Origin of the sequence: Rouxiella badensis (genome assembly GCF_002093665.1) — a bacterium.
GTDB lineage: Bacteria > Pseudomonadota > Gammaproteobacteria > Enterobacterales > Enterobacteriaceae > Rouxiella > Rouxiella badensis.
Window position 1 is genome coordinate 78,220 of sequence record NZ_MRWE01000014.1, and the last position, 25,748, is coordinate 103,967.

At 54.8% G+C, this 25,748-nt stretch carries 24 protein-coding genes; 19 read left to right on the forward strand and 5 right to left on the reverse strand.

The genetic code is table 11. The annotated features are described in order from the left end of the window. Nucleotides 1-31: 31 nt before the first annotated feature. Nucleotides 32-889: an RNA polymerase sigma factor RpoH gene (rpoH, locus tag BS640_RS10330; protein WP_017492369.1), complete on the forward strand. Its 858-nt coding sequence runs from the start codon at nucleotides 32-34 to the stop codon at nucleotides 887-889. Nucleotides 890-960: 71 nt separating this feature from the next. Here rpoH and panM read toward each other — a convergent pair whose 3' ends face one another. After that, the gene (panM, locus tag BS640_RS10335) at nucleotides 961-1,350 is read right to left on the reverse strand and encodes an aspartate 1-decarboxylase autocleavage activator PanM (protein WP_084912528.1); all 390 of its coding nucleotides are present in this window, start codon (nucleotides 1,348-1,350) and stop codon (nucleotides 961-963) included. A 410-nt stretch (nucleotides 1,351-1,760) separates the two neighbouring features. Between panM and BS640_RS10340 the strand changes: the two genes are divergently transcribed. The 11 genes from BS640_RS10340 (at nucleotide 1,761) to ugpQ (ending at nucleotide 13,189) form a co-directional block, all read left to right on the forward strand. After that, nucleotides 1,761-2,873: a branched-chain amino acid ABC transporter substrate-binding protein gene (locus BS640_RS10340; RefSeq protein ID WP_026110595.1), complete on the forward strand. Its 1,113-nt coding sequence runs from the start codon at nucleotides 1,761-1,763 to the stop codon at nucleotides 2,871-2,873. Between the two features lie 96 nt (nucleotides 2,874-2,969). After that, complete coding sequence (gene livH, locus BS640_RS10345; RefSeq protein WP_084912515.1) at nucleotides 2,970-3,896, forward strand: high-affinity branched-chain amino acid ABC transporter permease LivH; 927 nt, start codon at nucleotides 2,970-2,972, stop codon at nucleotides 3,894-3,896. Beyond that, complete coding sequence (locus BS640_RS10350; RefSeq protein ID WP_084912516.1) at nucleotides 3,893-5,182, forward strand: high-affinity branched-chain amino acid ABC transporter permease LivM; 1,290 nt, start codon at nucleotides 3,893-3,895, stop codon at nucleotides 5,180-5,182. The genes livH and BS640_RS10350 overlap by 4 nt, the downstream gene beginning before the upstream one ends. Then, on the forward strand, nucleotides 5,179-5,949 hold the full coding sequence (gene livG / locus BS640_RS10355; protein WP_017494415.1) for a high-affinity branched-chain amino acid ABC transporter ATP-binding protein LivG: 771 nt from the start codon (nucleotides 5,179-5,181) through the stop codon (nucleotides 5,947-5,949). Before BS640_RS10350 ends, livG begins: the two co-directional genes overlap by 4 nt. A gap of 3 nt (nucleotides 5,950-5,952) precedes the next feature. Beyond that, complete coding sequence (livF, locus tag BS640_RS10360; RefSeq protein ID WP_017494414.1) at nucleotides 5,953-6,654, forward strand: high-affinity branched-chain amino acid ABC transporter ATP-binding protein LivF; 702 nt, start codon at nucleotides 5,953-5,955, stop codon at nucleotides 6,652-6,654. Between the two features lie 137 nt (nucleotides 6,655-6,791). Beyond that, nucleotides 6,792-7,979: an aminotransferase-like domain-containing protein gene (locus tag BS640_RS10365; RefSeq protein WP_084912517.1), complete on the forward strand. Its 1,188-nt coding sequence runs from the start codon at nucleotides 6,792-6,794 to the stop codon at nucleotides 7,977-7,979. 222 nt (nucleotides 7,980-8,201) lie between these two features. After that, nucleotides 8,202-9,518, forward strand: coding sequence for a sn-glycerol-3-phosphate ABC transporter substrate-binding protein UgpB (gene ugpB, locus BS640_RS10370; protein WP_017492576.1), 1,317 nt, complete (start codon nucleotides 8,202-8,204; stop codon nucleotides 9,516-9,518). A 115-nt stretch (nucleotides 9,519-9,633) separates the two neighbouring features. Beyond that, nucleotides 9,634-10,521, forward strand: coding sequence for a sn-glycerol-3-phosphate ABC transporter permease UgpA (gene ugpA / locus BS640_RS10375; RefSeq protein ID WP_017492575.1), 888 nt, complete (start codon nucleotides 9,634-9,636; stop codon nucleotides 10,519-10,521). Further along, on the forward strand, nucleotides 10,518-11,363 hold the full coding sequence (gene ugpE / locus BS640_RS10380; RefSeq protein WP_017492574.1) for a sn-glycerol-3-phosphate ABC transporter permease UgpE: 846 nt from the start codon (nucleotides 10,518-10,520) through the stop codon (nucleotides 11,361-11,363). Before ugpA ends, ugpE begins: the two co-directional genes overlap by 4 nt. 6 nt (nucleotides 11,364-11,369) lie before the next feature. Beyond that, entirely contained in the window at nucleotides 11,370-12,443 is a 1,074-nt protein-coding gene (locus tag BS640_RS10385) for a sn-glycerol-3-phosphate import ATP-binding protein UgpC (RefSeq protein ID WP_017492573.1), read from the forward strand. A gap of 2 nt (nucleotides 12,444-12,445) precedes the next feature. Next, nucleotides 12,446-13,189, forward strand: coding sequence for a glycerophosphodiester phosphodiesterase (ugpQ, locus tag BS640_RS10390; RefSeq protein WP_017492572.1), 744 nt, complete (start codon nucleotides 12,446-12,448; stop codon nucleotides 13,187-13,189). A gap of 95 nt (nucleotides 13,190-13,284) precedes the next feature. On the opposite strand, the gene BS640_RS10395 is transcribed toward ugpQ, so the two are convergent. Together BS640_RS10395 and BS640_RS10400 are read right to left on the reverse strand one after the other, a co-directional pair. Next, nucleotides 13,285-13,602, reverse strand: coding sequence for a hypothetical protein (locus BS640_RS10395; RefSeq protein ID WP_017492571.1), 318 nt, complete (start codon nucleotides 13,600-13,602; stop codon nucleotides 13,285-13,287). A 36-nt stretch (nucleotides 13,603-13,638) separates the two neighbouring features. Continuing rightward, nucleotides 13,639-14,586, reverse strand: a complete 948-nt coding sequence (locus BS640_RS10400; protein ID WP_017492570.1) for a LysR family transcriptional regulator — start codon at nucleotides 14,584-14,586, stop codon at nucleotides 13,639-13,641. A gap of 135 nt (nucleotides 14,587-14,721) precedes the next feature. On the opposite strand from BS640_RS10400, the gene BS640_RS10405 reads away from it, so the two are divergent. After that, nucleotides 14,722-15,954, forward strand: a complete 1,233-nt coding sequence (locus BS640_RS10405) for an MFS transporter (RefSeq protein ID WP_017492569.1) — start codon at nucleotides 14,722-14,724, stop codon at nucleotides 15,952-15,954. A 2-nt stretch (nucleotides 15,955-15,956) separates the two neighbouring features. Here the strand turns inward: BS640_RS10405 and metR are convergent, their stop codons facing one another. Continuing rightward, nucleotides 15,957-16,913 carry an HTH-type transcriptional regulator MetR gene (metR, locus tag BS640_RS10410; RefSeq protein WP_017492568.1) on the reverse strand — a complete coding sequence of 319 codons (957 nt, stop codon included), beginning with the start codon at nucleotides 16,911-16,913 and terminating at the stop codon, nucleotides 15,957-15,959. A 104-nt stretch (nucleotides 16,914-17,017) separates the two neighbouring features. Between metR and metE the strand changes: the two genes are divergently transcribed. Beyond that, on the forward strand, nucleotides 17,018-19,294 hold the full coding sequence (gene metE / locus BS640_RS10415) for a 5-methyltetrahydropteroyltriglutamate--homocysteine S-methyltransferase (protein ID WP_084912518.1): 2,277 nt from the start codon (nucleotides 17,018-17,020) through the stop codon (nucleotides 19,292-19,294). A gap of 239 nt (nucleotides 19,295-19,533) precedes the next feature. Beyond that, the gene (budC, locus tag BS640_RS10420) at nucleotides 19,534-20,298 is read left to right on the forward strand and encodes a meso-2,3-butanediol dehydrogenase (protein ID WP_017492566.1); all 765 of its coding nucleotides are present in this window, start codon (nucleotides 19,534-19,536) and stop codon (nucleotides 20,296-20,298) included. Between the two features lie 117 nt (nucleotides 20,299-20,415). On the opposite strand, the gene BS640_RS10425 is transcribed toward budC, so the two are convergent. Next, entirely contained in the window at nucleotides 20,416-21,243 is an 828-nt protein-coding gene (locus tag BS640_RS10425) for a dienelactone hydrolase family protein (protein ID WP_017492565.1), read from the reverse strand. 385 nt (nucleotides 21,244-21,628) lie between these two features. On the opposite strand from BS640_RS10425, the gene udp reads away from it, so the two are divergent. The 4 genes from udp to rmuC all read left to right on the forward strand — a co-directional run bounded on the left by udp (nucleotide 21,629) and on the right by rmuC (nucleotide 25,674). Next, nucleotides 21,629-22,390 carry a uridine phosphorylase gene (gene udp, locus BS640_RS10430; RefSeq protein WP_017492564.1) on the forward strand — a complete coding sequence of 254 codons (762 nt, stop codon included), beginning with the start codon at nucleotides 21,629-21,631 and terminating at the stop codon, nucleotides 22,388-22,390. A gap of 141 nt (nucleotides 22,391-22,531) precedes the next feature. Beyond that, nucleotides 22,532-23,314, forward strand: coding sequence for a tyrosine-protein phosphatase (locus BS640_RS10435; RefSeq protein ID WP_084912519.1), 783 nt, complete (start codon nucleotides 22,532-22,534; stop codon nucleotides 23,312-23,314). A 94-nt stretch (nucleotides 23,315-23,408) separates the two neighbouring features. Further along, a complete protein-coding gene (locus BS640_RS10440) occupies nucleotides 23,409-23,936 on the forward strand; it encodes a DedA family protein (protein ID WP_084912520.1) in 528 nt (175 codons plus the stop codon). Nucleotides 23,937-24,081: 145 nt separating this feature from the next. Further along, nucleotides 24,082-25,674, forward strand: coding sequence for a DNA recombination protein RmuC (rmuC, locus tag BS640_RS10445; protein WP_017492561.1), 1,593 nt, complete (start codon nucleotides 24,082-24,084; stop codon nucleotides 25,672-25,674). The last annotated feature ends 74 nt before the right edge of the window (nucleotides 25,675-25,748 follow it).

Sequence of the window (25,748 nt, forward strand, 5' to 3'; positions counted from 1 at the left end):
AACCTTCTTACGTCACATTAGAGAGGCTTTAATGACCAAAGAAATGCAAACTTTAGCATTAGTACCCCAAGGTAGCCTGGAAGCCTATGTTCGGGCCGCCAATGCCTATCCTATGCTTACCGCAGAGGAAGAAAGGGCACTGGCTGAACGGCTGCATTACGAGGGCGATCTGGACGCAGCTAAACAGCTAATCCTGTCTCACCTGCGGTTTGTCGCTCATATCGCTCGTAATTATTCAGGCTATGGTCTGCCTCAGGCTGACCTTATCCAGGAAGGTAATATCGGCCTGATGAAAGCGGTTCGCCGTTTTAATCCGGAAGTCGGCGTACGTCTGGTTTCCTTCGCCGTGCACTGGATCAAAGCAGAGATCCATGAGTACGTGCTGCGTAACTGGCGTATTGTGAAAGTCGCGACCACCAAAGCACAGCGTAAGCTGTTCTTTAACCTGCGCAAAAACAAACAGCGTTTGGGTTGGTTCAGCCATGAAGAAGTTGAACACGTTGCCCGCGAACTGGGCGTGACCAGCAAAGACGTGCTGGAGATGGAATCCCGCATGGCGGCACAGGACATGACCTTTGACCCTACGCCGGACGAAGAGCCGCGTGATGGTCAGGCGATGGCTCCTATGCTGTACCTGCAGGATAAGAGCTCCGACTTCGCCGAGAGCATCGAAGAAGACAACTGGGAATCCAGTGCAGCCGACAAGCTGACCTTCGCGATGGAAGGCCTCGACGAACGTAGCCAGGACATCATCCGCGCGCGCTGGCTCGACGATGATAACAAGTCAACGCTGCAGGAACTGGCCGATAAATACGGTGTATCTGCCGAGCGTGTTCGTCAGCTTGAAAAGAATGCGATGAAGAAACTGCGCATGGCTATCGAAGCCTGATGCAGCAAAACTAAACGCCTGCCCGTTGAGTCAGGCGTTAGGCTAAAAGGCGACCATCACGGTCGCTTTTTTTATGCCTTTAATTTATGCCAGTTGCCGTTATGGAGCGTAAAACCACAGGCCTGCATAAAGGCCGCCAGCACCGGGTCGTTTGACTCGGCCTGCATCGACAGCGCCGTAATAGCCGGCAGCTGTGCCTGTAAATCCTCAAGAAGATATAGCCCTACGCCGCGACGTCGCGTGACTTCACGCACGCACAGATCGCTGAGTTCCGCCTGAGTCTCCACAACCGAGACCTTAACGGCTCCCAGCAGTCGTGCGTTGAAACGAGCAGCAAAAATCATACGTTGTTCATTCATCCATCGCTGCCAGTCGGCGGGCTGCTGCTGCGGCCAGATCTTGGCCAAATCGATTTCATCTTGCGCAGTAAGCTGGTCGAGTTTTTCTATGGTTAATTTCATGATGAGGCACAGATAACAAAGGAAAAAGGACTGAAACAGTTTACCGGATAACCCCAACATCGTGGCGTAACTTTTTTTGAACAATAACAGGTCGAAAATATTTTCACTGCTGTCGTATGAAATATAAACGGCGGGATACGTTTTATTAAGCAGTTTTAACCGCTGGCACCCTTCCATTTTGCCGTATTTTTACCCCTATAAAATTCTGATTACACCTCATGTTTCTGGATGTGTGATTTGATTTGCAGAAGAAAATACCTGTTTAATAACGTGATAAATAAGCGTTTTATTAGAGAATAAGACCAATAAAAGCCGCTAACTCATTATTACTTATGGCGAAAGCCCTGGGTGAGCATGTTTTAAGCAGGTGGCGGGACAACATCACAACATAATCAAATGGGGTAGTCAGGATGAAATTAGCAAAGGGTAAGACGTGGTTGGCAGCCTGTGTGGCGTTGGCAATGAGCCACTCGGCCATGGCGCAGGACATTAAGGTCGCCATTGTTGGTGCAATGTCAGGACCGGTCGCCCAGTACGGCGATATGGAATTTACCGGCGCCAAACAGGCGATTGCGGATATTAATGCCAAAGGCGGCATTAAAGGCAATAAGCTGGTTGGCGTGGAGTACGACGATGCCTGTGACCCGAAACAGGCGGTTGCGGTCGCAAACAAAGTGATCAATGACGGCATTCGTTATGTCATCGGCCATCTCTGCTCTTCTTCGACTCAGCCTGCTTCTGACATTTATGAAGACGAAGGCGTCATCATGATCACGCCAGCGGCCACCAACGCCGACCTGACTACGCGTGGCTACAAGATGATCCTGCGCACCACCGGTCTCGATTCCGATCAGGGGCCTACCGCCGCTAAATACATTCTGAATACCATCAAGCCACAGCGTATCGCGGTGGTTCATGACAAACAGCAGTACGGTGAAGGGCTGGCGCGCTCGGTTCAGGACAGCCTGAAGAAAGCCGGTGGCAACGTGGTGATGTTTGAAGGCATCACCGCCGGAGACAAAGATTTCTCTACGCTGGTGGCACGCCTCAAGAAAGAGAACGTCGATTTCGTCTACTTCGGTGGTTATTACCCAGAGATGGGGCAGATCCTGCGCCAGTCAAAACAGGCAGGTCTGAACGCACGCTTTATGGGGCCTGAAGGCGTCGGTAACTCTTCACTCTCCAACATCGCCGGTGCTGCCTCTGAAGGGATGTTGGTAACACTGCCGAAACGCTACGATCAGGTGCCCGCCAACCAGCCTATCGTTGACTCTCTGAAAGCCAAGAAGCTCGACCCGACCGGGCCTTTTGTCTGGACCACTTATGCCGCCCTGCAGTCGCTGACCACCGGCATGACCCGCAGCGGCAGCATGGAACCCGCGGATATCGTCAAAAATCTCAAGTCGGCACCGGTTGATACCGTGATGGGGCCGTTGAGCTGGGACGAGAAGGGCGACCTGAAAGGCTTCGAGTTTGGCGTATTTGAATGGCATGCCGACGGCACCTCTACGCCGGTTAAGTAATATTTTAAGCCTCTCCCGTCTTAGCCTTTGAAGCCGCGCCCGCGAAAGCCGTCGCGGCTTCAGGCCTCCAGGCGAAAGCAATCTAAGGTGTAGAGTATGTCTGAGCAGTTTCTCTATTTTATTCAGCAGATGTTTAACGGCGTGACCTTAGGTAGCACCTACGCGCTGATAGCCATCGGCTATACCATGGTTTATGGCATCATCGGCATGATTAACTTCGCCCACGGCGAGGTGTACATGATTGGCAGCTACGTCTCGTTTATCGTCATCGCAGCACTGATGATGATGGGTATCGACGCCAGCTGGCTGCTGATAGGTGCAGGGTTTATTGCCGCCATCGTGATTTCCAGCGCCTACGGCTGGAGTATCGAGCGCGTGGCCTATAAACCGGTGCGTAATTCCAAGCGCTTGATTGCCCTAATCTCCGCGATCGGTATGTCTATTTTCCTGCAAAACTACGTCAGCCTGACTCAGGGCTCGCGCGACCTGGCGTTGCCGAGTCTGGTGACCGGCCAATGGAAGCTTGGCGAGGCTAACGGCTTTGCCGCGACCATTAGCACCATGCAGCTGATTATCTGGGGGGTGACCTTTATCGCGATGCTGGCCCTGACGCTGTTTATCCGCTATTCCCGCATGGGGCGCGCCTGTCGCGCCTGTGCCGAAGACCTCAAGATGGCGAGCCTGTTGGGGATAAGCACAGATCGCGTCATTTCATTGACCTTCGTGATTGGCGCACTGATGGCAGCGGTCGCAGGCGTATTGCTCGGCCAGTTCTATGGCGTGATTAACCCATATATCGGTTTCATGGCCGGAATGAAGGCCTTTACCGCTGCCGTCCTGGGCGGTATCGGTAGCATTCCGGGCGCGATGATAGGTGGACTGATCCTCGGTGTGGCCGAAGCACTGACCTCCGCTTATCTGAGCACCGAGTACAAAGACGTGGTCTCCTTCGCGCTGTTGATTGTCGTGCTGCTGGTGCTGCCGACCGGGATTCTGGGCCGCCCGGAGGTCGAGAAGGTATGAAACATCTCAATCTGCTCAATGCGCTGATTTCGGCGCTGGTGTTGCTGGTGCTGGCCTCTTTTATTATGGGGCTGCAACTGAGCCTTGAGGGCACCAGACTGGTAGTGCACGGTGCCGACGTGGTGCGCTGGTACTGGATTGCGGCCGGCTGTGCGGTGGTGTTCGTCTTCCAGCTGTTTCGCCCACTGCTGCAAAAAGGACTGAAAAAGGTCTCCGGCCCCAGTTTTGTTCTGCCGAGCTTTGACGGTTCGACGCCGAAGCAGAAATGGCTGGCGCTGCTGCTGATTATTGCCGCCGTGGCCTGGCCGTTTATCGTTTCGCGCGGCACCGTGGACATCGCCACCCTGACCCTTATCTACATCATGCTAGGCCTCGGGCTGAACGTGGTCGTCGGCCTGTCGGGGTTATTGGTGCTGGGTTACGGTGGGTTTTACGCCATCGGTGCTTACACCTATGCGTTGCTGAACCATTACTACGGCATCGGTTTCTGGGAGGCGCTGCCGCTGGCAGGTTTGGTTTCGGCAGCCTTTGGTTTTCTGCTCGGCTTTCCGGTCTTGCGCCTGCGCGGCGATTATCTGGCGATTGTCACCCTTGGGTTCGGTGAGATAGTGCGTATTCTGCTGCTTAATAATACCGATATCACCGGCGGTCCGAACGGCATCAGCCAGATCCCGAAACCCACACTCTTTGGACTCGAATTTAGCCGTACGGCGCGCGAGGGCGGTTGGGACACCTTTAGCCATTTCTTCGGCCTGCGTTATGACCCCAGCGATCGCATCATTTTTCTCTATCTGGTCGCCTTGCTGCTGGTTATCTTGACGCTGTTCATCATCAACCGTTTGCTGCGGATGCCGCTGGGGCGTGCGTGGGAGGCTCTGCGTGAAGACGAAATTGCCTGCCGTTCGCTCGGCCTCAATCCGACCCGCATCAAGCTGACTGCCTTCACTATCAGCGCCGCCTTTGCCGGATTCGCCGGGACGTTATTTGCCGCGCGGCAGGGCTTTGTCAGCCCTGAATCCTTTACCTTCGTCGAGTCGGCCTTCGTGTTGGCCATCGTGGTACTGGGCGGCATGGGTTCGCAGTTTGCGGTGATCCTCGCGGCAATTCTGCTGGTGGTATCGCGTGAGCTGATGCGTGACCTCAACGAATACAGCATGCTGCTGCTCGGCGCGCTGATGGTTTTAATGATGATTTGGCGTCCTCAGGGGCTGCTGCCGATGAAACGTCCACAGCTCAAACTGAAAGTGCTGGATAAAGGCGAGAGCGGCAAAGGAGAGCAGGCATGAGTCCCCAACCTTTACTGAACGTTGAAGGTCTGTCGATGCGTTTTGGCGGGCTGCTGGCGGTTAACAACGTCGGATTACAGCTCAATCAGGGAGAAATCGTCTCGCTGATTGGTCCGAACGGTGCGGGTAAAACCACGGTATTCAACTGCCTGACCGGATTTTATCGCCCAAGCGGTGGCAGCATCAAACTACGCGACAGGAACATTGAAGGCCTGCCGGGGCATAAGATTGCCCGTCTCGGCGTGGTGCGTACTTTCCAGCACGTGCGGTTATTCCGCGAGATGACGGTGATTGAAAACCTGCTTGTGGCTCAGCATCAGCACCTCAAAAGTGGCGCCCTCGCGGGCCTCCTGAAAACCCCTGGCTTTCGTCGCGCCGAGGCGGAGGCGCTGGACCGCGCGGCCGACTGGCTTGAGCGCGTCGGTCTGCGTGACTTAGCCAACCGGCAGGCGGGGAATCTGGCCTATGGCCAGCAGCGCCGCCTTGAAATCGTGCGCTGCATGGTGACTCGCCCAGAGATCCTGATGCTCGACGAGCCCGCTGCGGGTCTGAATCCTCGAGAAACGGAGGCGCTGAACCAGCTGATCGCCGAACTGCGGAGTCAGCATCAGGTTTCGGTGTTGCTGATTGAACACGACATGAAACTGGTGATGGGGATTTCAGACCGCATCTACGTGGTGAATCAGGGAACGCCGCTGGCACAAGGTACGCCGCAGGAAATCCGCAACAATCCAGACGTTATTCGTGCGTATTTGGGCGAGGGATAAGAGATGTTGTCATTTAATCAGGTTTCGACCCACTACGGTAAAATCCAGGCGTTGCATCAGGTGAGCCTGCACATCAGCGCCGGGGAAATCGTCACGCTGATTGGCGCAAACGGTGCGGGTAAAACTACGCTACTCGGTTCGCTATGCGGTGAACCACGGGCCTCGCAGGGTTCCATTGTGTTTGAGGGGCAGGATATTACCCAATGGCCGACGGCGCGGATCATGCGCGGTGATATTGCCATTGTGCCGGAAGGGCGACGGGTTTTTTCACGCATGACGGTGGAAGAGAATCTGGCGATGGGCGGTTTCTTTGCCGCACGCGACCAGTATCAGCAGCGGCTGGAGCGGGTATTTACGCTTTTTCCACGGCTGAAAGAGCGCCGTGCACAGCGCTCGGGAACCCTGTCAGGCGGCGAACAGCAGATGCTGGCTATTGGGCGGGCACTGATGAGCCAGCCGCGCCTGCTGCTGCTCGACGAACCCTCGCTCGGCCTCGCGCCTATCATCATTCAGCAGATTTTCGACACCATCCAGCAGCTGCGTGAAGAGGGGATGACCATCTTCCTTGTCGAGCAAAATGCCAATCAGGCCTTGAAGCTGGCGGACCGGGGCTACGTGCTGGAAAACGGTCATGTCGTGCTGGAAGATACCGGCCGAGCCCTGTTGGCCAATGAGGCGGTGCGCGCCGCCTATCTCGGTGCGTGATAAAGATCGTTGATTCAATAAAAATCTGTGTTAAATCTAATAAACCGCACGGCAAGCGCTTTGCGGTTTTTCTTTTATCTATAAATTAACTTTGCGTACATTCTTATAAATCTTTGCACACCACTCAGGAACATTAAATGAACACAGAAGGTTTGCTCGCCGCCCGTATGGTCAGGCTCAAGAGTTCGGCTATCCGGGAATTGCTGAAGCACAGCAAGATGGAGGGCGTTATTTCGCTGGCGGGAGGCATTCCTTCTTCAGCATTATTCGATTTTGAAGGCTTGGCGAAGGCCACTCAAATTGCGATTACCGAGCAGCCAGAGCATGCGTTCCAGTATGGTCTGACCGAAGGCAGCCATGGCCTGCGCTCACGTATTGCCGACCTGTGCAAAGATCGCGGCATTGTGGCGACCGCCGAAGATATCGTTGTGACCGCCGGTTCTCAGCAAGCGCTGGACCTGGTGATGCGTGCGGTTGTCGATCCTGAAGACGTGTTCGTGGTTGAGCGTCCTACCTATCTGGCGGCATTGCAAACGTTGGAGCTTGCTGAAGCTCATCTGCTGTCTGTGGGTTCCGACGGCGACGGCATGAAGGTCGACGAGCTGGCAGAGATTCTTAAGACACGCAAGATCAAGGGCGTGTATCTGGTGCCAACATTTGGTAACCCGAGTGGCGTAACGCTGAGCCTTTCACGCCGTGAGCAGCTGGTGAAACTGGCAGCCGAGCATCAGTTCCTGATTGTTGAAGATGACCCCTACGGTGAACTGCGCTTTACCGACGAACGTTTGCCGACCCTGTTCGAGATTTCTAAAACGCAGTACGGCCATGCCAACAACATCATCTATACCTCGACGTTCTCCAAGATTCTGGCACCCGGCCTGCGTCTGGGCTGGGTCATTATGCCGCAGTGGCTGCTGAACAAAGTCGCGATTATTAAACAGGCGGCAGATCTGCACGCCAGCTCACTGTCGCAGACCGTGGCCGAAAACTACCTGGCGCTGGGTCGTCTGGATAAACAAATCGAAACCATCCGTGCCGCCTACAAGCAGAAATATAACGTGCTGGCCGAGCTGCTGGAACGTGAATTGGGCCACGTGTTGACCTTTGAATATCCGAAAGGCGGCATGTTCCTGTGGGCTCGTTTCCGTGAACCGCGTAACTGCACCGAGTGGATGAAGAAAACGCTGGAGCAGGGCGTCGTGTTCGTGCCGGGAGAGTTCTTCTTCTCCGATAATCCGGACTACTCGACCTTCCGTATCTCCTTCGCGACCGCCACTGAAGAGCAGCTGCACGAGGCCGTTGCCCGTCTGAAGCGCGCGCTGTAAGTGATAAAATCAGAGTAAATCGAGGCGCATTGTTCACACAATGCGCCTCTTTTTTTGCCATCTTCCCGTCATCTTCGTTTCACCCTGCTGTCACGTTATTGTCATTTATTGGTTATTTTTCTGTCATTTATGCATGTCATGTTAGCTCCCGAATAAAAAAGTTTATTAACTTCCATTATTTCTCTGCAATTTCTAACACCAGCAGATTTTCAGGAGACAGGCATGTTTATCAATTTAAAAAAATCGGCTCTGGGTGCAGCACTCATGCTGGCTTTCAGTGCCAACGCGCTAGCCGTGACGGAGATCCCTTTCTGGCACTCAATGGATGGCGAGTTAGGTAAAGAAGTTAACTCTCTGGCCGATCGTTTTAACCAGACGCATCCTGACGTAAAAATTGTTCCTGTTTACAAGGGCAAATACGACCAGAACCTGGCTGCTGGCATCGCGGCTTACCGTACCGGTAATGCCCCGGCGATTTTGCAGGTTTACGAAGTAGGTACGGCGACCATGATGGCGAGCAAGGCCATCAAACCGGTTTACCAGGTCTTTGCAGACGCGGGTCTGAAAGAAGACGTCTCCCAGTTCGTGCCGACGGTTTCCGGTTACTACTCTGATTCTCAGGGACGCCTGCTTTCGCAGCCGTTCAACAGCTCCACGCCGGTGCTGTACTACAACAAAGATGCCTTCAAGAAGGCCGGTCTTAATCCCGACCAGCCGCCAAAAACCTGGCAGGAGCTAGAGCAGGACACCGCCAAGCTGAAAGAGGCCGGGATGAAGTGTGGCTACGCCAGCGGCTGGCAGGGCTGGATCCAGATTGAAAACTTCAGTGCCTGGCACGGCCTGCCGGTAGCAACCAAGAATAACGGTTTCGACGGCACCGATGCGGTTCTGGAATTCAACAAGCCGGAACAAATCAAACACATCCAGTTCCTTGAAGACATGAATAAAAAAGGTGAGTTTACCTATTTCGGTCGCCAGGACGAGTCTACCGCCAAGTTCTATAACGGCGACTGTGGAATGACGACTGCGTCTTCCGGTTCACTGGCTGACATTCGTCAGTATGCCAAATTCAACTATGGTGTAGGTATGATGCCGTACGACGCCGATGTGAAAGGCGCACCGCAAAATGCCATCATTGGTGGCGCAAGCCTGTGGGTCATGAAAGGCAAAGATGCGGCGACCTACAAGGGCGTGGCTGAATTCCTGCAATTCCTGACAACACCGGCGATCGCCGCCGAATGGCACCAGAAAACCGGTTATTTGCCGGTCACGACGGCGGCCTACGAGCTGACCAAACAGCAGGGCTTCTATGATAAGAACCCAGGCTCCGACGTGGCAACGCGTCAAATGATGAACAAACCACCGTTGCCGTTCACCAAAGGCCTGCGTTTGGGCAACATGCCACAGATTCGTACCATCGTGGATGAAGAGCTGGAAGGCGTGTGGAGCGGTCAGAAAACGGCTAAGCAGGCGTTGGATGAGTCCGTTCAGCGCGGCAATCTGCTGCTGCGTCGTTTTGAAGCCTCTGTGAAGCAATAACGAACGTCTTTTAACCGGGCAGAGTGCGCCATTCTGACACTCTGCCCCTGTTTTTGGCGACGTTCGCAGCCGTTTGTCTTCTGTTCTCCGCCTTATATTTCGATGAGTCATTCATATGAGTTCACACCGTCCCGGGTTTGGCTGTAGCTGGCTGCCCTATGCGCTGGTTCTGCCTCAGTTATTGATTACGGCGATCTTTTTCCTGTGGCCCGCCGGTCAGGCACTGTGGTATTCGGTGCAAACCATGGATCCTTTCGGTATCTCCAGCGAGTTTGCCGGTCTGACCAACTTTCAGCAGCTGTTCCAGGATCCTTACTATCTTGCCTCGTTTTACACCACGCTGAAGTTCAGCTTTATGGTGGCGTTCTTCGGGCTGGCGATTTCGCTGCTGCTGGCAGCCATGGTTGACCACGTTATTCGCGGCAGCCGTCTGTATCAAACGTTGCTTATTTTGCCTTACGCCGTTGCGCCCGCCGTGGCCGCCGTACTGTGGATGTTCTTGTTTAGCCCGGGGTTAGGGTTGATCACCCATTTCCTAGGCACGCTCGGCTATAACTGGAATCACGCGCAGAACAGCGGGCAGGCGATGTTCCTCGTGGTACTGGCGTCCATTTGGCAGCAGGTGAGCTACAACTTCCTGTTCTTCCTGGCGGCGCTACAGTCAATACCGCGTTCGTTGGTCGAGGCCGCGGCGATTGACGGTGCCGGTCCAATACGTCGTTTCTTTAATCTGGTGTTGCCGTTAATTTCGCCGGTCAGCTTCTTCCTGCTGGTGGTTAATCTGGTATACGCCTTCTTCGATACCTTCCCGGTTATCGACGCCGCCACGCAGGGTGGTCCGGTGCAAGCCACAACGACGCTTATCTACAAAGTATATCGCGAAGGATTCACCGGTCTTGACCTCTCAAGCTCCGCCGCGCAGTCGGTGGTACTGATGGTGATGGTGGTTGCCCTGACATTTATTCAGTTCCGCTTTGTCGAGCGTAAGGTGCGTTACCAATGATCGAGAACAGAAGAGGCCTCGATATTTTCTGTCACGTGGTGCTGATTATTGGCGTGCTGCTGGTGCTGTTTCCGCTGTATGTCGCCTTTGTCGCCGCGACGCTGGACAACAAGCAAATCTTTACCGTGCCGATGAGTCTGGTGCCGGGCGGGCATTTTTTTGAAAACATCCGCACCATCTGGACGCAGGGCGCGGGGGGAAGCAGTCCGGCGTTTGGCCCGCTGCTGTTGAACAGTTTCATCATGGCGATGGCGATTACCGTCGGCAAAATTTCCATTTCGATGCTGTCGGCCTATGCCATCGTGTATTTCCGTTTTCCGCTGCGTAACCTGTTCTTCTGGCTGATTTTCATGACGCTGATGTTGCCGGTTGAGGTCCGTATCTTCCCGACCGTGCAGGTGATAGCCAACCTGCATATGCTCGACAGTTACACCGGCCTGACCCTGCCGCTGATGGCCTCGGCAACCGCAACCTTCCTGTTCCGCCAGTTCTTTATGACGCTGCCGGACGAGCTGCTCGAGGCCGCGCGAATTGACGGTGCAGGCGCGATGCGATTTTTCTGGGACATCGTCCTGCCGTTGTCGAAAACCAACCTGGCAGCGCTGTTTGTTATCACCTTTATCTACGGCTGGAACCAATACCTGTGGCCGATCCTTATCACCAGCGATGCCTCAATGGGCACGGCGGTGGCAGGAATCAAAAGCATGATCTCCTCGGGAGACGGCTCGACACAGTGGAATCAGGTGATGGCCGCGATGATCCTGACGTTATTGCCACCCCTTGCGGTGGTGCTCCTGATGCAGCGCTGGTTTGTGCGCGGTCTGGTAGACAGTGAGAAGTAATTAACTATGGCAAACTTAAAATTACAGGCAGTGACCAAGTCCTATGACGGGCAGAATCAGATTATTAAAACTATCGATCTGGACGTCGCCGACGGCGAATTCATTGTCATGGTCGGCCCGTCGGGTTGCGGAAAATCAACCCTTCTACGCATGGTCGCCGGGCTTGAACGCACCACCAGCGGCGATATTTATATCGACGACGTCCGCGTCACCAACCTCGAGCCGAAAGATCGCGGCATCGCGATGGTGTTCCAGAATTATGCGCTGTATCCACACATGAGCGTGTACGACAACATGGCTTACGGCCTCAAGATTCGCGGCTTCGGCAAGGCGCAGATTCAGGCACGGGTGGAAGAGGCAGCGCGCATTCTCGAGCTCGGTCCGCTGCTAAAACGCAAACCGCGCGAGCTTTCCGGCGGACAACGTCAGCGTGTGGCAATGGGCCGTGCCATCGTGCGTGAACCTGCCGTTTTCCTGTTTGATGAACCGCTGTCGAACCTCGACGCCAAGCTGCGCGTACAGATGCGTCTCGAGCTACAGCAGCTGCATCGCCGCCTGCGCACCACGAGCCTTTACGTGACGCACGATCAGGTGGAGGCCATGACCCTGGCCGAACGCGTTATCGTGATGAACAAAGGTATTGCCGAGCAAATCGGGACGCCGTCCGAGGTGTATCAACGTCCGGCGAGCCTGTTTGTGGCCAGTTTTATCGGTTCTCCGGCGATGAACCTATTACCGGGGCAGTTGACTACTGACGGAACTTCGCTGGTGATGGAGGGCGGCTACGAGCTGCCGCTGCCGAAGGCGCGACCGGAATGGGGCGGCCGTGAGTTGACCGTCGGCGTGCGACCGGAGCATATTCAGCTGACGGAAGACCCGCAGCACGGCATTCCGATGGAGCTTAAAAACCTTGAGCTTCTGGGCGCAGATAATCTGGCACATGGCGTATGGGCGGGCAGCGGCGTGGTGGTGAGACTTTCGCATGAACATTGTCCGTCGGCCGGTACGCAATTACGTTTGGTTTTGCCCGCGCACGCGCTACACTTTTTTGATTCGAAAAGCGGATTACGGATGGAGTGAACATGACAGTATGGCCTTATCCAAAGATCGTGGCCCATCGCGGCGGCGGTTCATTGGCGCCTGAAAATACCCTTGCTGCAATTGATACTGGCGCGCGCCTTGGTCACCGCATGATTGAGTTCGACGTCAAGCTGGCGCAGGGGGGGGAAATCTTTCTGCTGCATGACGACACGCTAAACCGAACCAGCAATGGCTGGGGCGTGGCGGGGGAGTTAGCCTGGGACAAGCTGGTGCAGCTTGATGCCGGTAGCTGGTATAGCACCCACTTTAGCGGCGAGAAATTGCCGCTGTTGTCTGAGGTGGCGGCCCGCTGTGCCAAATACGGCATGATGGCAAATATCGAGATTAAGGGCACGACCGGCCTGGCGTATGAGACCGGAGAGAAGGTGGCACAGGCGGCACGCGAGCTTTGGCATGGGCAGGCGGTTCAACCTCTGCTTTCCTCGTTCGATGTGCCTTCGCTCGAAGCCGCACAGGCAGCCGTACCAGAACTGCCGCGCGGTTTGCTGTTAGACAAGTGGGACGAAAACTGGCAGGCGTTGACCACCCGCCTGGGCTGTGTCTCATTGCATATCAACCACAAAGAGTTGACTGAAGAACGTGTTCAGAGCCTAAAACAGGCCGGTCTGCGTATTCTGGTTTACACCGTCAACAGCCCTGAAAGAGCATGTCTGCTGCTCGGCTGGGGAGTGGATTGCATCTGTACCGACCGCATCGACCTCATCGGTCCGGACTTTGGCAGTTAAGTCTATTTAGTGGGTGAACAAGTCCCTTGGTATCAAATTGAGTGTCAAATTTAACATCAGGGGACTTGTTAATTGCTTTAGATTTGCGCCAAGGGCTATGGGGTCTGATTCAGTTTCTGCTGTAGCCGCTGTTGATTATTATTTATCTGGCTTTGCTGCAAACGCTGCTGATCGTTTAGCGTCTGGGAGCGCAGCTGCAGCTGTTGTTGCTGCTGGGTGAACATCTGATCCTGCTCAAGCTGACGTTGGTGCAGCTGCTGATTATTCAACATCTGCTGCTGCATCCTCTGCTGGGCAGGATTATTCAGCAACTGTTGTTGCCTTTCGATAGGCGTCTGGGTGACGGCGGCGAGCGCGCCCGTGGTCATCGCCGACAGTAACAGAGCGCTCAGAACTTGATGAAAGCCTTTCATGGTCGATACTCCTGCAGGTTATTTCTTCTCTTAAGTTTACTCCATCGGCAGACCGGTAGAGCAATTTTCGGATACGCCCTGAATCGCCACTCCAGGCTGCGCGTTTAGCGGGTTTTCGGCGAAATACGCCGCCAGATAGTCGATAAATGCCCGTAATTTGGGGGTGACGTGTTTACTCACCGGCCACAGAGCCCAGTAACCATTTTCGGCCGCGGGCAGGTGAGGCAGAACCTGCGTCAATTTCCCCTCCTGCAAGAGGCTGCGCGCCTGGTATTCCGGCAGACAGGCTATTCCCAAACCTTTCAACGTGGCGTCGATAATGACCCGGTTGGTGTTGCATACCATCGCGGCGGGCAGCTCCGAGGCGTCAGGCACGCCGGTCCACTGCTCGATGCGTCCGGTGCTGGGGTATTTATGCAGCAGGCAGGCATGCTGCGCCAAATCTGACGTATGGCGCGGGGTTCCGCGCTGGGCAAGATAGTCCGGCGAAGCTACGATGACACGCTGATAGCCGCCGAGAAAGCGCGACTTGAGCCGTGAATCTACCGGAGTACCGGTACGGATAACCGCGTCAAAACCCTCTTCGATGATATCGACCATGCGGTCGGTCATATCGATATCGAGCGTAATCTGCGGATAACGCTGCATAAATCCGCCGACCAGCGGCAGCACGATGACGTCGACAAACGGCAGGCTGATTTTCAGTTGACCCTGCGGCGCAAGGTGGCTTTCCATCAGTTCAAGCTCCGCGCTTTCAACCTCGGCCAGAATGCGGCGGCAGCGTTCGAGGTACTGTGCGCCCTCGGTGGTCAAGGTCATACTACGGGTGCTGCGATAAAACAGCTGTGCTGAAAGACGTGACTCGAGGCGAGCAATGCTTTTACCCACCGCCGAAGAGGAAACGCCCAGCTGTTTGGCGGTTTCAGAGAAGCTTCGCGTCTCAGCGACCTGCACAAATATTTCGATACCGCTCAGCTTGCTCATGGTGAAATCTCGTCATTAAGGAGTTTTTTGTCCGATATGTTTGGAATTTTAGCCTATTTTTCTTATATGCGATGTTCTTTATCCTGCGTGTCACGCTGATAGCCATCTTCAGCGCTTTCACTACAGGAAAAATCGATGTCGCAGTCTTTACCTTCTGAAAACAGTATTAACAGGTTAAAAATGCCCGCCCAAGCCGCGTCGCCGTGGCGAATTTTACAAACCGCGTGGATAGTCGTCGCAGTATTTATGCTGTCTAACGCGCCTACGCCACTGTATATCCATTGGAAAAAGCAGTTTGATTTTACTTCCGGCACGCTGACTCTGATTTTTGCCTGTTATATTTTGGCGCTGGTGATAACCCTGCTGGTCGCCGGGCAACTCGCGGACCGGCTGGGCAGGAAGAAGATTATCCTGCCGGGACTCATGGCTTCGGTACTGGCCTGTGTGTGTTTTATTGATGCGGGATCGGTCTATGCGCTGCTGGTCGCGCGTTTCCTGACCGGAGTTGCGGTGGGCATTACCGTGACGGCGAGTATGGCTGCGGTGGTGGACGCCGGAGGAGAAAGCCGTAAGCGGCAGGCCGCGCTGGTGGCATCGATTGCCATGGTAACCGGCGCAGGGCTGGGGCCGGTGATGAGCGGCGCGGTAGTACGCTTCCTGCCGCATCCGGTATTTATCGTGTTTGCCATCGAACTGTTGGTACAGCTAAGCGCGATAGCTATCGCAATACGTTTGCCGGCCAAAGTGAAACGCTTAAATGAAACGCCGCGTCCGCTGCGCCTGCCGTCGATTGCGTCGAAGCATATTTTTCATCTGGTTTTGGGCGTACTGTTCTTCGCGCCGGGGCTGACCTCAACCTCGCTGATGCTGTCACTGGGGCCCGTATTGCTGAATCATTTTTCGGGTGCGGGAAGCCCGGTGGTGGCGGGGGTTATGGCCTGCGTGATGTTTATGGTCGCGGTGGGAAGCCAACTGCTGTGCCGCCAATTGCCAACGACCCGCGTGTTCTATTTCAGTGGGACGGCACTGATGATTACGATGCTGTGTCTCGTTCTGGCGCTCCATGGGGGAGGCGAGATAGCCCTCTTCCTCGCCGCGCTGGCTGCCGGGGCTGCGCAGGGTCTCGGGCAACTCGGAGGACTCACGCTGCTGTCGGTGAATATCTCCGCTGACCGCCGTGCAGAAGCCAATGCGTTGCTCAATATTGGCGCCTATATTCCGGCGGGCTTACTGCCCGTTGCGACAGGTTATCTGATTGATATAAAAGGTTTCACGATGAGCTTCACGCTCCTCGCCGCTACCCTGGCCGCCGTGGGCATTGTGGCGCTGAGCGTCGTCACCGCAAGGCGTAAACAGCAGCCTGATTAACCTCAAGCCTCTGGCGGCAGGGAAAGCGTTTTTAGCGATGACGCCGCGCCGTTGGGGCGTGAGGCATCGCGCACAAAAGGCAGGTGATCGTAGGCGTGCTGGCGTGCCGAGCGGATAAACGCCTCGGTCACCGCCTGGCGCTGTTCTCCGTCGCGAACGGCAGCGTAGAGGCGGCTCCAAAGGCCATCACCCAAGGTTTTGGTGACCACCAACCCTTGTTTCTCAAAGCTTTCTACTACCCAGTGCGGCAGTGCAGCAATCCCCATGCGCGCCGACACCATCTGGATGAGCAGCAGGGTGTTATCCACGTTTTTCAGCGCTGGACTGACGCCCGCCGGTTGCAGGAAGTGACGCCAGATATCCAGGCGCTGACGCTGAACCGGATAAATCATCAGGATCTCGCTGCTCAAATCCTCCGGTGTAATGACGTCTTTGTTCGCCAAAGGATGGTCCGGTGCTAATACCAGACGTACTTCATAATCAAACATCGGCGAATAGTGCAGGCCGCTGCGCGGCAGAATGTCGGAGGTCAGCACGATGTCCAGCTCACCCTGTTGCAGGGCGGGCTGTGGGTCGAAGGTCACGCCAGACTTAAAGTCCATCAGCACCTGTGGCCAGCTCTGGTGGAAGGTGTCGAGCGCGGGCGTCAGCCACTGAATGCAGCTGTGGCATTCAATCGCGATGCGCAGAGTAGCCTGTTGCGGTTCGTGGCAGGCCTGTAACGCCTGCTGAATCTGCGGCAGTACCTGTTCCGCCAACTGCAGCATGATTTCACCCTGCGGCGTAAAACGCAGCGGCTGGCTTTTACGCACAAATAGTCTGAAACCGAGACGCTGCTCAAGGTCGCTAAATTGATGCGACAGGGCAGATTGGGTCTGGTGTAGCTGTGCCGCTGCGGCGGCAAGAGAGCCGGTATTTCGCAGAGCTTGCAGCGTCCGCAGGTGTTTCAGTTCGATCATGAGAGTCCTTCACTGTCACTGTGAATAATTTGCGCTTGTGGAATATACAGTACCTGCGGATTATGGATGTGTAAACATCTGGATGGCTAAATGGGGACTTAAAGATGACGATATTGAATCACACTCTGGGTTTTCCACGCGTTGGTTTGCGTCGTGAACTGAAAAAAGCGCAGGAAAGCTACTGGGCTGGCAACATGACTCAAGAAGAACTGCTGGCAACGGGCCGCGAGCTGCGCGCCCGACATTGGCAGCAGCAACAGCAAGCTGGCGTGGATCTGCTGCCGGTTGGCGATTTTGCCTGGTACGATCACGTTCTTACCACCAGCCTGCTGCTGGGTAACGTTCCGGCGCGTCACCAGAATGATGATGGTTCAGTCGATCTCGATACTCTGTTTCGCCTGGGTCGTGGCCGGGCACCGACCGGCAAACCTGCCGCCGCTGCCGAAATGACCAAATGGTTCAACACCAACTACCACTACATGGTGCCTGAGTTCACTCAGGGTCAGCGGTTCAAACTGACCTGGACTCAGCTGCTTGACGAAGTTGACGAAGCGCTGGCGCTGGGTCACAAGGTTAAACCGGTGCTGCTGGGGCCATTGACCTACCTGTGGCTGGGAAAAGTAAAGGGTGAACAGTTTGACCGTCTGTCGCTGCTCGATGATATTCTGCCTGTTTATCAGCAGGTTTTGGCTGAACTGGCTAAACGCGGTATTGAATGGGTGCAGATTGATGAGCCGGCTCTGGTTCTCGAACTGCCGCAGGCGTGGCTGGATGCCTACAGACCGGCCTATGCCGCGCTTCAGGGTAAAACTAAGCTATTGCTGACCACCTATTTCGACAGCATCGGACACAATCTTGAGACCCTCCGCCAGCTGCCGGTGCAGGGGCTGCATATCGACGCCGTTGCCGGTCACGACTCTCTGAACGCGGTTGCCAATGCGCTGCCAAAAGACTGGGTGCTGTCACTGGGAGTGATCAACGGCCGTAACGTTTGGCGTGCCGATCTGAGCACCTGGTTCGACCGTCTAAAGCCGCTGGTTGCTGGTCGCAACGTCTGGCTAGGAACCTCATGTTCACTGCTGCATAGTCCTATCGATCTGAGCGTTGAAACGCGTCTGGATGCAGAAGTGAAGAGCTGGTTCGCATTTGCACTGCAAAAATGTGCCGAGCTGGCGCTGTTGACCGATGCCCTGAACAACCCAAGCGCAGAAGCACAGGCTAAGCTGGCCGAATACAGCGCGCCAATCCGCGCGCGCAAAAACTCTACCCGCGTACATAATGCTGCCGTAGGCAAGCGTTTGGCGGCAATCAGCGCACGGGAAGTCGACCGTCCAAGCGCCTATCCACAGCGTGCAGAATCACAGCGTGCACGCTTTAATCTGCCCGCCTGGCCGACCACTACTATCGGTTCATTCCCGCAAACCACCGAAATCCGTGGCCTGCGTCTGGACTTCAAACAGGGCCGCCTGGACCTTAAAAACTACCGTATTGGCATTAGCGAGCACATTAAGCAGGCTATCAACGAGCAGGAACGCCTTGGTCTCGACGTACTGGTGCACGGTGAAGCTGAACGTAACGACATGGTCGAATATTTTGGCGAACACCTCGACGGCTTTGTGTTCACCCAAAACGGTTGGGTGCAGAGCTACGGTTCTCGCTGCGTTAAACCCCCGGTCATTATTGGCGACGTAAGCCGCCCAGAAGCGATCACCGTCGAGTGGGCCATATACGCACAGTCTCTGACCGAAAAACCGGTTAAAGGCATGTTGACCGGTCCTGTGACTATCCTGTGCTGGTCGTTCCCGCGTGAAGACGTGACGCGTGAAACCATCGCCAAACAGATTGCTCTGGCGCTGCGTGACGAAGTGGAAGACCTGGAAAAAGCCGGTATTGGCATCATCCAAATCGACGAACCTGCGCTGCGTGAAGGTTTACCTTTGCGTCAGTCCGAGTGGCAGGCTTATCTGCGCTGGGCGGTGGACGCCTTCAAACTGAATGCCGCGATTGCTCGAGACGACACGCAAATTCACACGCACATGTGTTACTGCGAGTTCAACGACATTATGGACTCCATCGCGGCACTGGATGCCGACGTCATTACTATCGAAACCTCTCGTTCAGACATGGACCTGCTGGAATCGTTTAAAGAATTCGAATATCCAAACGAAATCGGACCAGGAGTTTACGATATTCATTCCCCGAACGTGCCAAGCGTTGAGTGGATTGAAGACCTGTTGCGCAAGGCCGCAGACCGCATTCCTGCTGAGCGTCTATGGGTTAATCCAGACTGTGGTCTGAAGACTCGCGGCTGGCCTGAAACGCGTGAATCGCTCGCAAACATGGTCAAAGCCGCGCAGCGTCTGCGCGCCGCTAACGTTTAAGCTGTGGTCGCAGCGTGAATATACCGGGCGCTTCGGCGCCCTTTTTTTATGCCACTTTCCTCGCCATTAGTATTTTGTAACCTCTTTATCACCGCCCCACGAGCCGCAACATGCCACGCCTGAGGCTGAATTGGTTCAGCGGATTGCCGTTTATTGCGACCCTCTTTTCGTCTATTGGCTAGGCTTAAGGAAGTGAAATCTTTTCTCGATTAACTTTCTGACGACGTAAGGAGACAAAAATGAGTCGATTTAAAGATAAAGTCGTGGTGGTCACCGGTGCGGGTTCTGGCATGGGGGCCGCAACCGCCCAGCGCTTTGCCGCTGAAGGGGCCATCGTGGTGTTGGTAGGGCGTACCGAAATCAAACTGGCCAAAGTGGCCAACACGCTCGAAACCACTAATTACTACGTCCACGTCGCCGATATCTCCAATCCGCAGGAGGTCGAAAGGTTGGCGCAGGTTGTGCTCGACAAGTTTGGACGCGTCGACGTGCTGGTCAACAACGCCGGTGTTGTGGTGCAGGGCAAGGTGAACGAAGCCAGCATCGAAGACTGGAAAAAGATTATTGATATCGATGTCGGCGGCGTGTTCTATGCCACTCGCTTCTTTATCGAGGCGCTGAAGAAAAGCAAAGGCAATATCGTCAACGTGTCTTCTGTTTCGGGGCTTGGTGGGGACTGGGGGATGAGCTTCTACAATGCCGCCAAAGGTGCCGTGACCAACTTCACGCGTTCTCTGGCGTTAGACCACGGTGCCGATGGCGTTCGTGTCAATGCTGTCTGTCCTAGCCTGACGCTGACCGACATGGCCGGTGACATCAAAGAAAACAAAGTCTTATTGGCGAAGTTCGCCGAACGTATTCCGCTGGGACGCGGCGCAGAGCCGGAAGAAATTGCCTCGGTGATTGCCTTCCTTGCCAGCGATGACGCTCGATTCGTGACCGGTGTGAACCTGCCGGTTGACGGCGGTCTCAGTGCCTCTAACGGTCAGCCCAAACAGGCCTGAATCGTATAAACTCAGAGAATACTCAGACTTTTAAGCAATGAGTGATAAGAAAAAGGTCCCGTTAGCGTTTGCCGACGGGGCCTTTATTTTGTCTTTTAAAAATGGCGAAAAAACGGCTTATTTCACGCCGTATTTGGCAAACCACGCCAACATGCGCTGCCAGCCATCTTCCGCCGCTTCCGCGTTATAGCTTGGGCGGTAATCTGCGTTGAACGCGTGGCCAGCATCAGGATAAACCACGATTTCCGCATTAGCATTCGCCGCGCGGATTGCCTGACGCATGCTTTCAACTGTGTCCAGCGGAATACCGTCATCCTTGCCGCCATACAGGCCAAGCACTGGCGCAGTCAGGTCAACGGCCTCATCGACCGGATGCGTCGGCGTCGACAGCGTTTTATTGCCGACCAGTTTACCGTACCAGGCAACGCCGGCCTTCAACTGAGGGCTGTGTGCCGCGTAGAGCCAGGTAATACGGCCGCCCCAGCAGAATCCGGTAATAGCCAATTTACTGGCATCGCCACCGTGCTGCGCCGCCCAGTGTGCGGTGTGGTCCAGATCGGCCAGTACCTGCTGGTCGGGAACCTTACTCACCAGATTATTCAGCAGCTCGCCAATATCGCTATATTCAGAAGGATCGCCCTGGCGGAAATAAAGCTCAGGCGCGATCGCCAGGTAGCCTTCTTTCGCCAGACGACGGCACAGGTCACGAATATGTTCGTGAACGCCGAAGATTTCCTGTACTACGATAACGATGGGCAGCTTACCGGTATATTCTGCGGGCCTGGCCAGATAGGCCGGCAGATTCTCTCCCTGAGAAGGGATAGTGGTCTCACCCGCATGCAGGCCTTCAGTATCCGTGTGAATAGTCGAAGCAGATACAGGCGTAACGGCAGGGGAGAAACTGTCAGGTGCTTGTTTTAGTTGTATTAAGTCATCTTTCTTCATTGCAGTCTCCATACAGGGTAAGCACTTTGTTTTCACGTAGAGTTTCAGATTTTAAACTATAAGCCATAAAGGCAGCACATCAACAACCATAGTCTGTCCTCTCGTTTAGCCTTGCGTAAAAAATGCTTGGCTGAGCGAAAATTAATCTGATTGTCATGCGGATAACAGGGTTTTATTGCCATAAATGCGCATTCATGACTAGATTGTTGTGATGTAAATCACATTGTGTATGTAATAAATGAACGTAAAGATGCCGCTTAGCGATTTCAATCACAAAATGAAGCGGCAAGGCACGATAAAGTGACAAGGTATTTCATCAGCAACGTTATGAATCAATAACGGCTTGACCGAATAAAACATCACCCGAATTAAAAGGAGTTTATTTATGTCTCAGTCTGACGTTTTCCATCTTGGCCTGACCAAAAGTAGCCTGCAGGGGGCGACGCTGGCCATTGTTCCGGGTGACCCTGAGCGCGTTGAGAAAATTGCGAGACTGATGGAGAATCCGGTTCGTCTGGCGTCACATCGTGAGTTTACGTCTTGGCGTGCGGAGCTGGACGGCAAGTCCGTCATCGTCTGCTCTACCGGCATTGGAGGACCTTCAACTTCAATTGCAGTGGAAGAGTTGGCCCAGCTGGGCATTCGCACCTTCCTGCGCATTGGCACCACCGGCGCTATTCAGCCCCATATCAACGTCGGTGACGTATTGGTCACGACGGCAGCTGTGCGCCTCGACGGTGCCAGCCTACACTTTGCCCCAATGGAGTTCCCTGCGGTGGCCGATTTCACCTGTACGACCGCGCTGGTCGAGGCTTCCAAAGCCGTGGGCGCGACCGTGCATATCGGTGTGACTGCCTCCTCCGACACCTTCTATCCAGGACAGGAACGTTACGATACCTATTCGGGCCGCGTGGTTCGTCGTTTTAAAGAATCGATGAAAGAGTGGCAGGAAATGGGCGTGATGAACTACGAAATGGAATCGGCAACGCTGTTGACCATGTGTGCGAGCCAGGGCCTGCGCGCTGGGATGGTCGCTGGAGTTATCGTCAACCGCACCCAGCAGGAAATTCCTAACGCCGAAACGATGAAGCAAACAGAAAGTCATGCGGTGAAAATCGTGGTCGAGGCGGCTCGTCGTCTGATCTAATACTGAGAAAGACCTGATTTGTTCATGATCAAAGTCTGAGTTATAGCAAAATACGGGTCGCCAATTGGCGGCCCTTTTTTATCTCGGGCCGGCTATCTGGTATTGTCATGACATTCACTATTAGATTTTTCAGAGGCCCTTATGTCGGCAACCATTTTACTTCACCCTTCACTGGCTCTTTTACAGGGCGGCGTCAATTTCCGTGACCTGGGCGGCAACACTGTCGCTGATGGCCGTCGGGTCAAACACGGTTGGCTTTATCGCTCGGGTGCCCTGGATGGCCTGACAGAACAAGACATAGGCTATTTAAGCAAGGTCCCGGTCAAACATGTTCTGGACTACCGTGATGAGGAAGAGGTCGAGGCGCAACCGGACGTTCTCTGGACTGAATGCGAGTATCACCACGTCCCCGCGAACCCGCCGAGCGACGAGGTCAGCGCTAATCTGGTCGGCCTGAACCTTGAGACCCTATCCGAGTTTGATCCTCAGACCTTTATGCTGGATCTTTATCGCCGCCTGCCGTTTAACAACCAAGCCTATAAAAAGCTGGTGAGCCTGCTGCTTCAGCCGGGCGGTGGGGCTATCGTGCAACACTGTGCCGTCGGTAAAGACCGGACAGGTATCGGTTCTGCGCTGGTGCTTCTGGCGCTGGGTGCAAGTATCGACACCGTAAAAGAAGATTACCTGCTGACCGACACCACGCTGGCACCCTTCCGTGAAGCGCTGCTCGACCGACTGTCGACCAATCTGCCGCCTTCTGCGCTGAAGAAGTTCGAATACGTGCTTTCGGTGCGTGAAAGCTTCATTGATGCGGCGTTGGAAGCCATTACCGAGCAGTATGACACGCTCGATAACTGGCTGGAGAAAGAGTACGGTTTAACCGCCGAAGTTCGTGAAGAACTGCGCGCGCGTTATCTGGAATAGCCCTTCCGTTAAGCTCCGGTTGTCATTGGATAACTTTTAATGGAATGACATCAAGACAAAACGGCACAGCGTTTTTAAAACACGGGCGGTGATTTTGAGCATTAGCGAAGTTATTCATTACGTGACGGAATTTGTCCGTCAGCATCAGGCTTGGGCAGTGCCTATCGTATTTTTCCTGGCTTTTGGCGAGTCACTGGCTTTTCTGTCTCTGCTGCTTCCGGCCACGGTTATCCTGCTTGGCCTGGGAGCGCTTATCGGTGAGGCGGGGATCCCCTTCTGGCCGATTTTTGCCGGCGCGGCGGCCGGAGCCTTCTTTGGTGACTGGCTATCTTACTGGATTGGTTCGCATTATCGAGACAGCGTGCCGCATATCTGGCCTTTTAAACGCCACCCTCAAATGCTTGAACGCGGCCACGCCTTCTTCGAGCGCTGGGGTATGCCTGGCGCCTTTATAGGCCGTTTCTTTGGTCCTCTGCGAGCGGTTGTACCACTGGTTGCCGGAATTTGCGGTATGCCACAGCGCTATTTTCAGCTGGCGAATTTCACCTCGGCGTTGGTCTGGGGGTTCGGGATCCTCGCACCCGGAGCCTTTGGTATTAAATGGCTGGGCCAGTTCTTCTGACCGCCAGCGTTATGAAAGAACGTCTTTCTTGCCTTCTTCCTGGGAGGCATCTCCCAAAGCACCGACGTAAGAATCAAAAGCATCTGGACATCCATACAGTATGCATTTATTTTGACCTGCAAGAGACTCAGACAGAGGAAAAACCGTGGATATCAGCATTATTTACGCGGTAGGCGCGGCCTTGGTCGGCCTTTTGCTGGGCTGGTTGATTGCCAGTTTACGTCAGCAGCAGCGGCAGGCCGACAGCGAGACGCGCTACAGATTGCTGCAACAGTCACAGACGCAGCTGGCCAGCGAGAAAGATGCCCTGCAGCGTGAAATTGCGCTGGCAAAACAGCAGCAGCGCGAAGGCGAGATAGAACTGCGCAAGCTTTACAGTGCGCAGGCCGCCAGCAGCGAAAAACTTCAGCTTCTGACGCATTGGCAAAGTGAATGCGAACAGCTTAATCAAGAACTGCGGGCTCAGCGTGAAATAAACAGCGCACAGGAAGCCGAGCTGCGGGAAGTCTCGACCCGGCTCGACGAAACCCGCATGGCGGCCGAAGAGAAACAAAGGCTGCTGATCAACAGTGAGCAGCGTCTTAATAGCCAGTTTGAAAACCTCGCCAACCGCATCTTCGAGCAGACCGGACGCCGTGCCGACGAGCAGAATAAGCAGAGCCTGGACAAACTGCTGTTGCCGCTGCGCGAACAGCTCGACGGATTTCGTCGTCAGGTGCAGGACAGCTTTGGGCAGGAGGCGCGGGAGCGTCACACGCTAACCCATGAAATTCGCAGCCTGCAACAGCTCAACGCCCAGATGGCGCGTGAGGCATTGAACCTCACTAAAGCGTTGAAGGGCGACAACAAAACGCAGGGCAACTGGGGTGAAGTTGTGCTGAGTCGCGTGCTCGAGGCTTCGGGGCTGCGCGAAGGCTATGAATACCAAACGCAGGTCAGCGTGCAGACTGAAAATAACAACAGAATGCAGCCCGACGTGGTGGTGCGCCTGCCGCAGAGTAAAGACGTGGTCATTGATGCCAAGATGTCGCTGGTGGCCTACGAACGCTATTTCAACGGCGACGACGACGCCGAACGTGAATCCGCGCTGGGCGAGCATATTGCTTCGATCCGCGGCCACATTCGTATGTTAGGCCGCAAAGACTATCAGCAGTTGCCGGGCCTGCGTAGCCTCGATTATGTGCTGATGTTTATTCCCGTCGAACCGGCCTTTTTGGTGGCTATCGACCGCGAGCCGGAACTGATCGGTGAAGCACTGAATCACAATATCATGCTGGTCAGCCCGACGACCCTGCTGGTGGCGCTGCGAACCATCAGCAATCTTTGGCGCTACGAGCATCAGAGCCAGAACGCCAAGCGCATTGCCGACCGCGCCGCACGCCTCTACGACAAGCTGCGTCTTTTCGTTGACGACATGCAGTCGATGGGGCAAAGCCTCGATAAGGCGCAGACAAGTTATCGTCTCGCAATGAACAAACTTTCCCAAGGCCGTGGTAATCTTATCGGCCAGGTTGAGGGCTTCAGGGCCTTAGGTGTCGAAGTTAAACGGCCTATCAGTCCCTCGCTTGCCGAGCAGGCCAGCGCGGAAGACGACCCGCAATATCAGGCCTCTCTGGAAGAACTGGACGACGCGCGTGATGGTGAAGACAATTCGCCTCTTTCGACCGAAACCGCACCGCCGGATGACGATGCGCATCGGCCGCTCGACGCGATGGCCGCGTCCTCAAAACATTTTTGATTTGTTTTGCTCATAGAGTGAACAATAATTCCGTGCCTTGAACACCGCGTGCGGCGCTAAACGCATCGGTGATG

Coding starts and splice junctions, on each gene's coding strand:
- rpoH (WP_017492369.1), top strand. CDS start 32: ATGACCAAAGAAATGCAAACTTTAGCATTAGTACCCCAAGGTAGCCTG.
- panM (WP_084912528.1), bottom strand. CDS start 1,350: ATGAAATTAACCATAGAAAAACTCGACCAGCTTACTGCGCAAGATGAA.
- BS640_RS10340 (WP_026110595.1), top strand. CDS start 1,761: ATGAAATTAGCAAAGGGTAAGACGTGGTTGGCAGCCTGTGTGGCGTTG.
- livH (WP_084912515.1), top strand. CDS start 2,970: ATGTCTGAGCAGTTTCTCTATTTTATTCAGCAGATGTTTAACGGCGTG.
- BS640_RS10350 (WP_084912516.1), top strand. CDS start 3,893: ATGAAACATCTCAATCTGCTCAATGCGCTGATTTCGGCGCTGGTGTTG.
- livG (WP_017494415.1), top strand. CDS start 5,179: ATGAGTCCCCAACCTTTACTGAACGTTGAAGGTCTGTCGATGCGTTTT.
- livF (WP_017494414.1), top strand. CDS start 5,953: ATGTTGTCATTTAATCAGGTTTCGACCCACTACGGTAAAATCCAGGCG.
- BS640_RS10365 (WP_084912517.1), top strand. CDS start 6,792: ATGAACACAGAAGGTTTGCTCGCCGCCCGTATGGTCAGGCTCAAGAGT.
- ugpB (WP_017492576.1), top strand. CDS start 8,202: ATGTTTATCAATTTAAAAAAATCGGCTCTGGGTGCAGCACTCATGCTG.
- ugpA (WP_017492575.1), top strand. CDS start 9,634: ATGAGTTCACACCGTCCCGGGTTTGGCTGTAGCTGGCTGCCCTATGCG.
- ugpE (WP_017492574.1), top strand. CDS start 10,518: ATGATCGAGAACAGAAGAGGCCTCGATATTTTCTGTCACGTGGTGCTG.
- BS640_RS10385 (WP_017492573.1), top strand. CDS start 11,370: ATGGCAAACTTAAAATTACAGGCAGTGACCAAGTCCTATGACGGGCAG.
- ugpQ (WP_017492572.1), top strand. CDS start 12,446: ATGACAGTATGGCCTTATCCAAAGATCGTGGCCCATCGCGGCGGCGGT.
- BS640_RS10395 (WP_017492571.1), bottom strand. CDS start 13,602: ATGAAAGGCTTTCATCAAGTTCTGAGCGCTCTGTTACTGTCGGCGATG.
- BS640_RS10400 (WP_017492570.1), bottom strand. CDS start 14,586: ATGAGCAAGCTGAGCGGTATCGAAATATTTGTGCAGGTCGCTGAGACG.
- BS640_RS10405 (WP_017492569.1), top strand. CDS start 14,722: ATGTCGCAGTCTTTACCTTCTGAAAACAGTATTAACAGGTTAAAAATG.
- metR (WP_017492568.1), bottom strand. CDS start 16,913: ATGATCGAACTGAAACACCTGCGGACGCTGCAAGCTCTGCGAAATACC.
- metE (WP_084912518.1), top strand. CDS start 17,018: ATGACGATATTGAATCACACTCTGGGTTTTCCACGCGTTGGTTTGCGT.
- budC (WP_017492566.1), top strand. CDS start 19,534: ATGAGTCGATTTAAAGATAAAGTCGTGGTGGTCACCGGTGCGGGTTCT.
- BS640_RS10425 (WP_017492565.1), bottom strand. CDS start 21,243: ATGAAGAAAGATGACTTAATACAACTAAAACAAGCACCTGACAGTTTC.
- udp (WP_017492564.1), top strand. CDS start 21,629: ATGTCTCAGTCTGACGTTTTCCATCTTGGCCTGACCAAAAGTAGCCTG.
- BS640_RS10435 (WP_084912519.1), top strand. CDS start 22,532: ATGTCGGCAACCATTTTACTTCACCCTTCACTGGCTCTTTTACAGGGC.